The organism is Vibrio sp. 1159 (assembly GCF_033340395.1).
Lineage (GTDB): Bacteria > Pseudomonadota > Gammaproteobacteria > Enterobacterales > Vibrionaceae > Vibrio > Vibrio alginolyticus.
Window position 1 is genome coordinate 27,220 of record NZ_JAWOWL010000020.1, and the last position, 13,693, is coordinate 40,912.

The window sequence follows — 13,693 nt, forward strand, 5'->3', positions numbered from 1 at the left end:
ACCATATCTACAGCTTCTCTAACAGCTCAGGCATTACCACAAACAAATCGCCGACCAATCCATAATCTGCAATGTCAAAAATAGGAGCATCCGGATCGCTATTAATTGCAACAATCACCTTGGAATCTTTCATTCCCGCCAAATGCTGGATCGCGCCAGAAATTCCGACGGCAATGTATAACTCCGGTGCAACAATTTTGCCGGTTTGCCCGACTTGATGGTCATTAGACACATAGCCCGCATCGACCGCCGCTCGTGACGCCCCTACCGCTCCACCTAGCTTGTCAGCCAATTGTTCTACTAAAACAAACTTCTCTTTACTCCCGAATGCACGCCCCCCCGACACCACTACTCTAGCCGCTGGCAATTCTGGTCGCTCACTTTCTGGCGTTTGTTGCGAAACAAACTCACTAAGTTTATTGATAATCACCGTGTCGACTTGAGTAAGCTTAGGGACAACTGGCGTGTCAGATAGCTCTGCGGCATCAAAAGCCGTACTTCTTATGGTCATCACTTTATAGAGATCATTCGACGTGACTCTCGCCAATGCATTTCCAGCATAAATTGGACGAATCACCGTATCGATAGACTCGATTGTCATCACGTCAGAAAGTTGACCAACATTAAGCAACGCCGCCACACGAGGCATCACATTCTTACCAAATGTACTGGCAGGAGAAAGAATGTGTGAGTAGTTTTTGGCTACTTGTGAGATCAAAGGTGCGATATTTTCCGCTAATCCATGTTCATATCCCTTCGCATCAACCCAGATAATTTCTGCAACACCCTGAACGCAATTCAACTCATCCAAAACTGATTGGCACTGATAACCAATAAGCAACACAGAAACAGGAAGCGATTTATCATCATCCTTAATCTCAAATGCCGCTTTAATTGCACACAGCGTCCCTACAGCCAACGATTGGTTGTCATGCTCTGCGAGCACAAGTGTTGCTAATGGTCGGTCTTCCATGGTCATGCCTCATATAACACGTCAGATCCATTACTTGAGCTTAGTCCACTTCACGTTAACGTCAACTGAGCTATAGTTTTCTGTATAGAAACCAAAACCTGTCACGCAGATGACGATAATAGAAAGGAAGCATAAAGATGGAACGAGAATGCATGGAGTTTGATGTCGTGATCGTGGGGGCCGGACCTGCAGGCTTAAGCGCCGCTTGTCGGCTAGCTCAACTCAACCAAGACAGTGAAGGTGACGCACTTTCAATTTGCGTTGTAGAAAAAGGCTCAGAAGTGGGCGCACATATTTTATCTGGCGCTGTTTTTGAAACTAGTGCCTTAGATGAGCTTTTCCCCAATTGGAAAGAAATGGACGCCCCGCTAGCAGCCTCAGTTCAACGAGATGATTTCCTTTATCTTACTACTGAACAAAACCATATTCGCGTTCCCCACTTCCTTACACCGCGTCCAATGATAAATGGCGAGAATAATTACGTAATTAGCCTTGCCAACCTTTGCCGTTGGCTCGCTAACCAAGCAGAAAATCTTGGGGTGGAAGTTTTTCCGGGCTTTGCCGCTGCAAGCATCAATTATGATCAGACTGGCGCCGTGACAAGCATTAACACGAGCGATATGGGACTAGATAAGAACGGCCAGGCCAAACCTAACTTTGAACCAGGTATCGAGCTAAGGGCAAAATACACCCTTTTTGCTGAAGGTTGTCGCGGACATCTGGGTAAAGAACTTATTCAAAGGTTCGACCTAGACGCAGGAAAGCAACCACAGCACTACGCGCTTGGCCTAAAAGAGATATGGGAGTTACCCACTGACAGTAAGGATGTATCTGGCAGTGTTATCCACTCCGCTGGCTGGCCCTTGAGTGAAACAAATACCACAGGCGGCGGTTTTCTCTATCACATGGAGAACAACCAAATCGCCGTCGGGCTTATTGTCGACTTGAATTACAGCAATCCTTACTTGAGTCCGTTTGACGAATTTCAACGCTTTAAGCACCATCCTGCTATTGAAACACATTTGAAAGGTGCTCAGCGCATCGCTTACGGCGCAAGAGCCATTGCGAAAGGTGGGCTTTCCTCTCTGCCGAGACAGCAATTCCCTGGCGGTTTATTGATTGGTTGTGATGCGGGGACTTTGAACGTCGCAAAAATTAAAGGCAGCCACACAGCAATGAAATCCGGAATCATTGCAGCAGAAGCGGTACATACGGCCCGACAAACTGGAGCTTCTGAGCCAGACTACCAGTCGTTGTTTGAATCATCATGGTTGTATGACGAACTCGCCGAAACGCGTAACTTTGGCGCGAACATTCATAAGTTGGGCAGCATACTTGGCGGTGCTCTTTCGACTTTTGAACACAACCTGTGGCAACCACTGGTTAAGAAGCCGTTACCTTGGTCTATCAAGGACTATTCGCACGATCATGAGCAGTTAAAACCTAAACAAGAGTGCCACCCAATTGCATACCCAAAACCAGATGGTGAAATCAGTTTTGATAAGCCTTCGTCGGTATTTTTGTCGGGAACACAGCACGAAGAGAATCAACCTTGTCACCTTGTTCTGACTTACCCTCACATTCCAATTGATGTGAATTTAGGTATGTATGACGAACCGAGTCAGCGCTATTGCCCCGCTGGGGTTTACGAAGTGGTGGAAGTGGACAATAAGTTGAAGTTTCAGATAAATGCCGCCAACTGCGTGCATTGCAAAACCTGTGACATCAAAGATCCTTCGCAAAACATCACGTGGAAAGCACCAGAAGGTGGCGGTGGACCGAGCTATCAAAACATGTAGATACGTTAGTATGTTGACGATCTAACAAATGGATAAACAAACCGATTGGCAGAGCCTCATTACTCCTGCCAATCGGCAAAATGATCAAGCAAGAAGTCGATAGCCAATCGCGCTCGTAGTGGTAGAAAATGACGATTCTGATAAACAATCCAGCTGCTGTTGCCACTTCCCCAATAGGGCTCTAGGATTGGCACCAAACGACCAGACGAAATAGCATCGTTGAAACTGCTCTTCGGTAAGTACGCCACACCTAATCCTTCTGCACAGGCTTGCAAGACCGTGTGTGCGTTATTGCTCTTCCATCTGCCCTGCACTTTTACGCCATCTAAAGGCTTGCCGTCTTTTTCAAACAACCAAACGTCCTTATTGGCAATAATGCAGCTATGACGCTTGAGTTGCTCTGGGTGCGTTGGTAAACCATGTTCATCGAGATAACGCTGACTGGCTGCCGCTGCCATGGGACGATCCACCAGCTTTCTCGCAACCAAGCCTGAATCACTCAACCTGCCGTAACGAATGGCAAAATCGAAACCATCTTCAATAAAGTTGACCATGCTGGTGTTGAAGTTAATTTCAACCGTGAGATTAGGATGTTGCTTGGCAAACGCCATCAAGGCAGGCGCTACATGGTTCTCAGAAAACGCACCAGCGGCACTCACGCGTAACGTACCACTCAACTGAGTTTGCTGCGTGGTGAGCTGTTCATTGGCTTGCTGAAGCCCAATCACCAATTCTTTACACTGCTGATAATACGCTTGCCCCGCTTCCGTTAGACTCACCATTCTTGTCGAACGGGCTAACAAAGCGACACCTAATCGCTCTTCTAATCTTGTGACTTGGCGACTGACATGACTAGTACTGCAACCTAACTGTTTTGCCGCTGCAGAAAACCCTAAGCTCTCAGCAACCGTAACAAACTCATTGATGCCTTCAAAACTGTCCATACTTACCTTTGCTATATAGCAATAATGTTTTGCCAATTAATCGTATTATCACTTATTTGTTTAGCAATTAGTATGAAGGTGTTCAACAAATACACGTAAGCCAAAAAGGAAACCATCATGAAGAAAGTACTCATCATTGTGACGAACCATGCGACTCTTGGTGAAACTGACCAAGCAAACGGAACTTACGCGCCAGAGCTCACTCATGCCCTTAGCGAGCTACTAGGTGCAGGCTTCGATTACGACATTGCCTCTATCAAAGGTGGACAAGCACCACTGTACGGAACCGACATCGAAGGCGACGCAGTCAACGAGAAAATTTTGGCGGATGATGATTTCCAGAACCGCATCAACAACACGATTCCAGTATCACAAATCAACGGTGACAACTATGATGCGATCTTCTATCCGGGTGGCTTTGGTCTTCTTTCAGACCTAGCGAGCAACGAAGATTTTGCCAAGATTTCCGCAAAACACTATGAAGATGGCGGTATTGTGGCAGCAGTTTGTCATGGTCCGGGCGCTCTTCTTCCTATCACGCTTAGCAATGGCGAGAAGCTACTTGCGTCTAAATCAGTGACAGGTTTCACTCGCGAAGAAGAGATCGACTTCGGCACTATCAACGACATCCCATTCCTGTTGGAAGAGTCTCTTGCTCGTGGCGCAGCGCGATACTCTAAAGTGCAACCATGGCAAGAGCTTGTGATTGTGGACGACCGAGTCATCACAGGTCAAAACCCAACGAGCGCACACGGCGTAGGCAGAGCGATTGTTGAACACCTAGCTTAAACGCGCCGGAAACTACAACCATCCTAGAAGAGGAAAGCGTGCTTTGTCATGCTTTCCCTTGCTACAGGCGATCGCAAGATGCGCTTATACTTCTTCCCCTGCCTCGTCCTCTTTTACGATATCTGTTTCTTGGTTCGCCTCTTCCAACCATTGCTGTAAAGATTCACTTGCTAGCACCTTCTGTTGGTAAGCTTTGGCACCTTCGGATAACTCGATACCGTAAGTTTGGAAACGCAATGCCACAGGTGCATACATAGCATCCGCTATCGACCATTCTCCAAATAGCCAACCGTTTGGATGCAGTTCTGCTTGCTCTGCCCAAATGGCGTCAATACGAGCAATATCTTTAAGCGCACCCTTCGTTAAGTCGACTTTTCTGTGTGCGCGGATGTTCATTGGGAGTTCGTTTCTTAAATCAAAGAAACCCGAATGCATTTCTGATGCAATGGCGCGTGCTTTAGCTCGTTCTGCGGAGTTGCTTGGCCAAGCTTTACCTTGTAAGTATTGCTCGTTAACGTATTCCAAAATCGCTAATGAATCCCACACGGTTGCGTCACCATCCACCAAGGTAGGTACTTTCGCGGTTGGTGTAATACCTTCCAAGGTCTTATAAAAGTCTTCTGTGAATAATTTGAGCTTGGTGACTTCGACATCTAGTTTGAATTGAGAAAAGATCAGCCATGCGCGAAGTGACCAGCTTGAGTAGTTTTGATTAGCAATAAACAGTTTCATGACGCCTCCATGCGGTTTGTGTTTTGAGTACCCATTCACAATATCTGATTGTATTTAAGGGGACTAACGGATAGTTTTGATGGAACACTTCAACAAAAACGATGGATGAGTTTTAGATATGGATATCGATGCGTTACGCAGCTTTCTGGCTTTTGTCGAAACGGGAAGTTTCACTCGTGCAGCCAAGCAGATCAATCGCACCCAATCCGCGTTCAGTGCGCAAATGCGTAAGCTAGAAGACGAACTCAGCGTCAGTTTGTTTGAAAAAGAAGGTCGCAATCTTGTCTTAAGTGAAGCGGGATTAGCACTACGCTCTCACGCAGAGCAATTGGTTAGCTTGCACAATCAAGCACTGAAACAAGTGAAACGTTATGAAAATAAGCGTCCTCTTCGCTTAGGTTGCCCAGAAGATTACAACGACAATATCTTGCCTAAAGTCATCCGCGTATTACAGCAATCTGAGCCCACATGTTCGATTCAGGTCTTTAGTGAGCCGAGCATCACCTTGAGAGAAAAACTTGATGAAGGAAAGCTAGACGCCGCTATTGTGACAAGAGCACCGGACAGTGAGGAAGGTTACTGGCTAGCAAGCGACAAAGGCGTGTGGATTGCTCATCCTGATTTTGACATTGAGAACGCCCAACCTCTCCCTCTCGCCCTATTCCAAACCGACTGTAAATACCATGCGGCAGCAGTAGACGGATTAACCAAACGTGGCACTCCTTATCAACTACTGGCATGTTGCAATACGGCTTCTGCACAACGAGCAATTGTACGTTCAGGCATGGCTATCGGTGCGATGGGCAGTATTAGCGTTAGCGAGGATCTTAAGATCTTAGACGATATGCCATCACTGCCTTCCGTGGATATAGTGCTGGTCACGGGTGTTGAGCCTCATCCAATACTGGACAAAGAATGCTTGGCGCAATTGGTTGAGTTGATGGCTTAACCGGATTCGCTAGCCAATCACAAAGTTAAATTGGCCAGTTAATCGCCCGTCGGTTCGTATGGTTTCAAACTGTAGATAATCTCGGGCTTTGCCACCCCACCATTCATCACCAGTATTGCCTTTTAAGTACAACTGAGTGGTCAGAAGCTCTTGGTTATCCCGCCACAACTTAACGTGAATGTGCGGTGGACGAGAGGCATAAGGCACGGGGTACAAAGTCTGGAATAAGTAGCGACCATCCGATTGAGTTTCTACCGCGCCAAAACCTGCAAAGTGAGTATCAAACTTATCATTATTTGGCTGCTTAGGATGATCGTAAATCCCCTGCCCATCGCATTGCCAGATTTCTACTTTGATGCCTGAGATAGGGCTTCCCGACGTATCTACGACTTTACCTTGCAACACGATAGCTTCACCGACCAAACCTTCTGATTGCAGAATCAAGTTTTGACGAAGAGGAATATCCACTACTGGATAAAATGGCCCTTCTGTTTGTGCTGGCGTCGGCCGCATTGGTGTCGTCGCTTTTAAAGAGGGTGCGAACAACAATGTCCACAGCGCTAAAAAGTGTCTTCTTTCCATGATGCCACCAATGCAATTACGTTGAATTAAGTTTGGTGGAACTTGAGAGATTTGCCATGACGAATATAAAAAATGCCCCTGCAAGAGAGTCATTTGCAGAGGCACTGTGGAACTAAATGATGAGTGTTGATCGAAGGATTATGCGGCTTCGAACGCCAGTGCTTTCTTCTCTACCTGACGGAAAATGAGAGTCAGCACACCATTTACCGTTAAATAAAATGCGCCTGCAACACCAAATACTGTCAACGTATCGTAAGTTTGTGCGTTAATGCGCTGCGCGTAACCCATCAGATCCATGATCGTAATCGTACTTGCTAGTGACGTGCCTTTGAAGACCAAAATCACTTCGTTCGAGTAAGCCGGAACAGCACGACGAATAGCGTATGGCAGAAGCACTTTCAGTGTTGCTGTTTTGTTCATGCCTAATGCACGACACGCTTGCCATTGACCGGAAGGAATCGCGTTAAACGCTCCTTTGAACAGCTGAGTACTGTACGCCGCGGTATTCAACGCTAACGCCAACATCGCACAGAACCAAGGTTGGCTTAACCATGTCCAGAATACACTTTCTCTTACGGCATCAAACTGACCCGGACCGTAGTACACCAAGAAGATCTGCACCAACAAAGGTGTACCAGTAAACAAGGTGATGATGCCACGACTTACCCAATGCAAACCCGGAGTACGTAGGATCAGAGTCAGCGTCATCATCAAAGCTAAGAGACAGCCCACTACCAAAGAAGCGGCGGTCAATTGAAGGCTAGTGCCTAAGCCATCCAGCATTTGCCAAACGTGTTGTTCGTTCATGCGGTTGCCTCCTGTCCCATGCTCATGCCTTGAATTGAGAACTTCTTATCAATCAGTTTTACGGCACGTTGTGTAATCAAAGTAATGCCTAAGTAAATCGCCGCAGCAGTTGCGTACCATGTAAACGCTTCATGTGTCGCTGCAGATGTTAGCTGTGCTTGTTTCAACAAATCCGTTACTCCGATCAGTGATACAAGCGCGGTATCTTTCAGCAAAACCAACCATTGGTTAGTTAAACCTGGTAGTGCGTGTCTTACTGCTTGTGGCAAAACAATGCGAACAAAAGCATGTGCCTGACTGATGCCGAGTGCACTTGCTGCTTCTCTCTGCCCTCTTCCAACGGCTTTTAACGCGCCACGTAGAGTTTGAGAAGCATAAGAAGCGAAGATCAATGACAACGCCACCACGCCAGACAAGAACGGGCTAACTTCAATAAAGTCGCCGGTGATTAAAAACAGAACCTGAGTCGAACCAAAATAAATGAACAACACGACAAGGATTTCTGGCAAGCCACGCACAATCGTCACAAACGCCGTCATTGGCCATTTAACGAAAACGCGGCGAGACATTTCGCCACTGGCGAATACCACTGCCAGAATCAAACCGACTAAAAGGCTTGTGAAGGCTAGCTGGACAGTCATCCAACTAGCTTGAACAAGCGATAAAGAGTAACCCGTTAGTGCCATATTACTTACCGAAGTACTTGTTGTAGATTACGTCGTATTCGCCGTTCGCTTTCACTGTTTTCAGTGCCGTGTTCAGCTTGTTCACTAGCTCGTCGTTACCTTTGTTTACTGCGATACCGAAACCGTTACCGAAGTATTTAGGGTTGGTTACGTGCTCGCCCACGTATGCTAGATTGTCTTCTTTCTTGAACCATTCAGCTACAACAGCTGTATCGCCGAATACAGAATCAATACGACCGTTCTTCATATCGATGAATGCGTCTTGGTAGCTTGAGTAAGGAACCGCAGTTACACCTGGCATTTGCTCAATCAGGTAACTTTGGTGTGTTGAACCGTTTTGAACACCAACACGCTTACCTTCTAGTGCTTTTTGATCAGCCACTTTTTCTTTGATAGAAACAAACGCAGCTGAGTTGTCATAGTATGCATTCGTGAAATTCACTTGCTCCAAACGCGCCTCGGTAATGTCCATTGCAGAGATAGCCGCATCGTAACGTTTGAATTTTAATGCAGGGATCAGGCTGTCAAAAGATTGGTTATGGAAGGTACATTTGGCTTCCATTTCTTTACATAGTGCGTTCGCCAGATCCACGTCAAAACCTTGGATTTGGTTGTTTTCATCCATGTATTCGAATGGTGCGTACGTCGCTTCCATCGCGAATTTGATCTCTTCTTGTGCTGCTGCGTTTGCTGCCATAGTTGCAGAAGAAAGGCCGATTAGTGAAGCTAGTAGAATCTTTTTCATTGCAATACTCCGTGTGTACTTAGTGGGCTGACACTCGCAATGACAGCCGAGCTTATCTGTTAAATAGACTGAACTTTAAAAACGTAATTTAGTGATTTAAGTAGTCAGCAAACTGGGCGGTTTGCGGGTTAGAAAACGAATCATTTGTGCCGTGCTCAACGATGTGTCCTTTTTCTAAATACAGTACGTGACTAGCGATTTTCTTGGCGAAATCCACTTCGTGCGTCACAACTACTTGTGTAATTCCGGTTTCGCTTAAATTTTTAATAATCTTAACGACTTGGTTAGTAATTTCCGGATCAAGCGCAGCGGTCGGTTCATCAAAAAGCAAGACTTCCGGTTTCATCATCAATGCACGAGCAATCGCCACACGTTGTTGCTGACCACCAGAAAGTTGCATCGGCCATGCATCCGCTTTGTCTGCCAAATGCAGCGTCGCAAGAATTTGCATTGCCTGCTTCTTCGCTTCTTCTTTATCCATGCCAGCGACTTTTACCGGAGCCTCAATCAGGTTCTCCATCACTGTCATGTGTGGCCATAGGTTGTACTGCTGGAACACCATGCCTACTTTACGACGAAGTGCTAAACCTTGTTTCTCTTTGATTTCAGTAGAGAAATCAAAAACATCATTTGCGATGTTTAGCTTGCCGTTATCCGCACCTTCAAGAAGGTTAAGAACACGTAGTAGAGAGCTCTTCCCTGCACCACTCGGACCGAGTAACACCAGTGTTTCGCCGCTTTCACACTTAAAGCTGACATCGTGAAGCACTTGTGTCTCACCGTAGGATTTATTGATTCCGCTTACCTGAATAGTCATGCTGACATACCGCATTAATTGTCACTTGGCATTTATATTACTCAAAAGGATTTTTTATGCAATAAAAATGTATAAAAATTAATTTTGTTAAATTTTTGTATGATAAGCAATCAATACAACAGAGAATATGACTGGTTTAATCAGTTGGTTTTAACTGAAATTGTTGATGAAAATCCAACAATATGATGGCAATCGAAACAAGGTTAAAATTCTGGTTACTTTTGTGCTTGTGTAGACGGAATTTTGAGTCTTTGAACGTACTACACCCGACGCAGACCTTCTCATTTTTGCCGGGCTTCCCCCCTCGATTTCCGGTAAAGCCTTCTATCGGCGAGTTCCTGATTAGGACTTTGTGAATGGACTATAATTTCTTTTTGTATCTGACTCTTAATTTGAGTCATCTAAGTATTAATGGGATAACTCCATGTTGAAGTCGCATTGTTTTTCTCTCATTGCACTTGCTTCTCTGAGCTTACTTTCTATACCCAGCGTTTGGAGTAGAACAGCAATCGTGTTACCTGGATTGCATGAACAGGGTATTGATCTTCAAGATAAGCCTATCTCTGCTGCGGCTACACGTGAATGGGAACTGGATTATGCTGATATCGTATTCGGCGCTTACGAAAGTAAAAGTCATAATGAGCGTGTACAAGCACTTGGTTACATGTACAACCAAAAGCTGGAACTTAACTCAGGTTGGCTGGAAAACGATATACGTAACCAAGCAGAACTGAATGGAATTGACTACGAAGATTTCTTTCTCCACTTTTCTGAAGACACTATCCTAGCTGAAGTCGACTCAAGCCATGGTGAAAATACATTACTCAATCGAAAACCGATGATCGTTGGCTATACCGCCAGCGCTGACCACGCCGGCTTTTGGCTATATCAAACACCGCCATGGGATGCTGACGTATTTGGTCAGGCGAATAATGATGGTGCGCTCTATGTTTATCACTCAGAGAAGTTCGACCGCTTAACCTTTACGTTTTCTCAGTTTGCTCAAGGCGGCAGCTTCACGATTGAATACCCTTCTGCTATCGACTCGTTTGGTCGGGTAACAGAATGGAAACGCTTCGCGATTAAAAAAGACAAAACTGAGAACATGACTAAAAACCAAACAGTAAACTGGTCTGTTCCTTCGGATTGGGTTCGCGCTACAACGCATGATGGTAGCGGAAAAACTTATGGTGGCGGTCAGTACTTTGGCTCCACCTTTTTACGCGACGGCGGCCGCCTTTACTTTGCGAAAATTACTTGGCATGACGGCAACATAGAAAACCGCCCACGTCTCGAAAACATTCAACTCAAAAATAGCTTCCCTGCCGTCAATATCTCAGGAGCACCAACGGAGACACCTGAAGGTCAAACCATTCAACGCTGGCGTAAAATTCGTGGCTTCGACAAATCTGCAGATCGAAACCAAGACAATTATCTTTCTTGGAATGAATACAAAAACCGTTCAAATAAGAATGCAACCGCACGATTTCGTTGGGAGTCACGGGTTATTCCATTTGGTCGTATGTGGAATCAAACCTCTTCTTGGGCATTGACCAATCTCGGCAATCCCGTTTTTACCAATACAATGCGCCACTATTACCAAGCTGAATGGGCGAAACAAGGTTTAAATGGTGCGTACAACGACGACACGAATAAGTTACTCGGTGCAAATCAGTTCTACATATATTCCGGAGGCACAGTGGGTGAGCTTGGTTTGGTGGCGGGTAGCCAAGCTGCTGACGATGCGTACAAAGCGCAATTCTCGGCGTTCTTGAATAAACTGGCAACGCAGGATGAAGATGCGTTAATTGGCCTCAACATAGGTACGGCAAACTTATTCGGTCGTAATGGGCAAAACCACTTGGTTGACGCTGGCTCCTTGTACTTGCGCGAGCACTACCTTTTCCCTTCTACCGGCTTTAGTGGCTATGCTGGGTTAGCTAAGTTTTGGGATAACTCTGCACTCGCCAAAGCTGGCCAGAAAGTGATTTATCAAGCGACAACGCGTTATGGTCGCGTTCAATACTTTGGGAACACAGAAGACAATTGGAAACAGGACCAATACTCTGCACTAGCAGTGTTCTACTTAAACTATCACCCTGAGCGCAGTTACTTTAATCAGTGGAACAATGGCTACTTATATGGAAGTAATAACACAACAAGTGACAACTTCTGGAAGGCAGGCGTACCAAAGAATATTGCTTATCAACCTAGCACCTTGCTTGCCGTTGATTTGGGAGAGCCTGCCAATCAAATACCAGAGGGGTATCAGGCGACTCCGGTAATGATGTCCACCAGCACGCCCTATCCTGCCGATTACACGGTGATTGGAGATGCTTCTATGAGCAAAGTGGCTCATCCTGACTTGCCCAATGGCGCTATCGATTTGTTACCAACCCATACGTACTTTGCGTATCACTCAGACGATACGGTGGTGGTGCATGGTCCTACGGAGATGGTGTTAGCCCGCGAATTCACTAAAGGCCGAGTGCTGTATCGGACTGATTTTTTTGGCAAAAATATCGATTATTTCTCCTCACCGAGGATAACTATCGCACTTCCAGAGCCTATGCGACCTGTAGATCAAGACGGTAACATCGGCGACTATGTTTCTCATATTGAGATTGGCGGCTACGAAGGAGTGTTCTTGCTGTATTAACTCCCTTTCAACCACTCTGACTAAACGCTTCATAAATCGCCGTTTTTATGCTTAACGTCACTGAAAAAAACTTGTTCACTGAATCTTTATAAACCGATGTATATACTGAAGTAAATGACAACGACAAGGAAATTCAGTCACATGAAGACGACACCTTCAATGCTCTCTGTTCTGCTGCTATCAGCATTATCTACTCATGCAAATGCGGACGAATGCGGAAAAATAACCATCGCAGACATGAATTGGAATTCGGCCAGCTTAATGGCGCACATCGACCAATTTGTCTTAAATGAAGGCTACCTGTGCGATGCGGAATTGATCCCTGGTGATAGCGTTCCTACAGGCACCTCTATGATTGAAAAGGGACAGCCTGACGTTGCGCCAGAGTTATGGACAAACGGTATTAAAGAAGCACTTGATAAAGGGATTGCGGATAAACGCTTGCGCATCGCTAGTGAATCGCTTGTCAATGGTGGTGAAGAAGGGTTTTGGGTTCCCGCCTATCTGGTAAAACAGTATCCAGAACTCGCGACGATAGAAGGCGTCATCAAGCACGCCAAACTATTTGAACACCCAGAAGATGATGACAAGTTCGCGTTCTATAGCTGCCCTGCTGGTTGGACATGCCAAATCACCTCCGGTCACTTGTTTAATGCATTAGGGTTAAGTGAGCACGGCTTTGAGATGGTTGACCCAGGATCTGGCGCAGCATTAGCTGGCACCATCGCCAAAGCCTATGATCGCAAAATGCCTTGGTTTGGTTACTACTGGTCACCGACCCCCGTATTGGGCAAGTATGATATGGTCAAAGTGGATTTTGGTAGCGGAACAGATTTAGAAGAGTATCGCAACTGTACCACTCAGCCTGATTGCGCTTCACCAAAAGTAACAATGTACCCACCTTCTCCAGTTCGCACAGTAACAACTGAGGCGTTTGCGAGCAAAGAACCCCAAGCATTCGCGTACTTGCAGAAACGCGGATTTACCAACGAGCAAATGAGTGAAATGCTGGCCTGGATGGAAGATAACTACGCGGACGGTGAAGAAGCGATGTTTTACTTCTTTAATACCTACCCTGACTTGTGGAAAGGCTGGGTATCTGAAGACGTCGCGGTGAGAATCGAAAAAGCGCTTTGATGATTAATACTTAAAGTGCCACAAATCATTTAACCTCCCATACCGTTTGAATAAACGGCATGGGAGACTCGTCA

Annotated in this window: 13 protein-coding genes; 5 read left to right on the forward strand and 8 right to left on the reverse strand. The window is 45.8% G+C overall.

Annotation, left to right across the window (positions count from 1 at the left end):
- Positions 1-7 precede the first annotated feature (7 nt).
- Positions 8-973, reverse strand: a complete 966-nt coding sequence (locus R7127_RS15815; RefSeq protein ID WP_054574341.1) for an electron transfer flavoprotein subunit alpha/FixB family protein — start codon at positions 971-973, stop codon at positions 8-10.
- 137 nt (positions 974-1,110) lie between these two features.
- Here R7127_RS15815 and R7127_RS15820 point away from each other — a divergent pair, with 137 nt between their 5' ends.
- Positions 1,111-2,772, forward strand: a complete 1,662-nt coding sequence (locus R7127_RS15820; protein WP_206949041.1) for an electron transfer flavoprotein-ubiquinone oxidoreductase — start codon at positions 1,111-1,113, stop codon at positions 2,770-2,772.
- Positions 2,773-2,831: 59 nt separating this feature from the next.
- Here the strand turns inward: R7127_RS15820 and R7127_RS15825 are convergent, their stop codons facing one another.
- Positions 2,832-3,716: a LysR family transcriptional regulator gene (locus tag R7127_RS15825; RefSeq protein WP_005388553.1), complete on the reverse strand. Its 885-nt coding sequence runs from the start codon at positions 3,714-3,716 to the stop codon at positions 2,832-2,834.
- Between the two features lie 117 nt (positions 3,717-3,833).
- On the opposite strand from R7127_RS15825, the gene R7127_RS15830 reads away from it, so the two are divergent.
- A complete protein-coding gene (locus R7127_RS15830) occupies positions 3,834-4,505 on the forward strand; it encodes a type 1 glutamine amidotransferase domain-containing protein (protein WP_017821211.1) in 672 nt (223 codons plus the stop codon).
- 84 nt (positions 4,506-4,589) lie between these two features.
- Here R7127_RS15830 and R7127_RS15835 read toward each other — a convergent pair whose 3' ends face one another.
- Positions 4,590-5,237, reverse strand: a complete 648-nt coding sequence (locus R7127_RS15835) for a glutathione S-transferase family protein (protein WP_206971210.1) — start codon at positions 5,235-5,237, stop codon at positions 4,590-4,592.
- Positions 5,238-5,355: 118 nt separating this feature from the next.
- Between R7127_RS15835 and R7127_RS15840 the strand changes: the two genes are divergently transcribed.
- Entirely contained in the window at positions 5,356-6,186 is an 831-nt protein-coding gene (locus tag R7127_RS15840) for a LysR family transcriptional regulator (RefSeq protein WP_071234353.1), read from the forward strand.
- A gap of 9 nt (positions 6,187-6,195) precedes the next feature.
- Here R7127_RS15840 and R7127_RS15845 read toward each other — a convergent pair whose 3' ends face one another.
- From R7127_RS15845 to artP, 5 genes are all read right to left on the reverse strand, one after another.
- The gene (locus tag R7127_RS15845) at positions 6,196-6,768 is read right to left on the reverse strand and encodes a protocatechuate 3,4-dioxygenase (RefSeq protein ID WP_206971211.1); all 573 of its coding nucleotides are present in this window, start codon (positions 6,766-6,768) and stop codon (positions 6,196-6,198) included.
- Positions 6,769-6,906: 138 nt separating this feature from the next.
- Positions 6,907-7,575 carry an arginine ABC transporter permease ArtM gene (gene artM / locus R7127_RS15850; protein ID WP_122069945.1) on the reverse strand — a complete coding sequence of 223 codons (669 nt, stop codon included), beginning with the start codon at positions 7,573-7,575 and terminating at the stop codon, positions 6,907-6,909.
- Positions 7,572-8,261 carry an arginine ABC transporter permease ArtQ gene (artQ, locus tag R7127_RS15855; RefSeq protein ID WP_005388570.1) on the reverse strand — a complete coding sequence of 230 codons (690 nt, stop codon included), beginning with the start codon at positions 8,259-8,261 and terminating at the stop codon, positions 7,572-7,574. The genes artM and artQ overlap by 4 nt, the downstream gene beginning before the upstream one ends.
- Position 8,262: 1 nt before the next feature.
- The gene (locus R7127_RS15860) at positions 8,263-9,006 is read right to left on the reverse strand and encodes an arginine ABC transporter substrate-binding protein (protein WP_017634244.1); all 744 of its coding nucleotides are present in this window, start codon (positions 9,004-9,006) and stop codon (positions 8,263-8,265) included.
- Between the two features lie 88 nt (positions 9,007-9,094).
- Complete coding sequence (gene artP / locus R7127_RS15865; RefSeq protein ID WP_086013014.1) at positions 9,095-9,823, reverse strand: arginine ABC transporter ATP-binding protein ArtP; 729 nt, start codon at positions 9,821-9,823, stop codon at positions 9,095-9,097.
- A gap of 424 nt (positions 9,824-10,247) precedes the next feature.
- Here artP and R7127_RS15870 point away from each other — a divergent pair, with 424 nt between their 5' ends.
- Entirely contained in the window at positions 10,248-12,482 is a 2,235-nt protein-coding gene (locus R7127_RS15870; RefSeq protein ID WP_206971212.1) for a hypothetical protein, read from the forward strand.
- 141 nt (positions 12,483-12,623) lie between these two features.
- Positions 12,624-13,619 carry an ABC transporter substrate-binding protein gene (locus R7127_RS15875; protein WP_086047327.1) on the forward strand — a complete coding sequence of 332 codons (996 nt, stop codon included), beginning with the start codon at positions 12,624-12,626 and terminating at the stop codon, positions 13,617-13,619.
- The last annotated feature ends 74 nt before the right edge of the window (positions 13,620-13,693 follow it).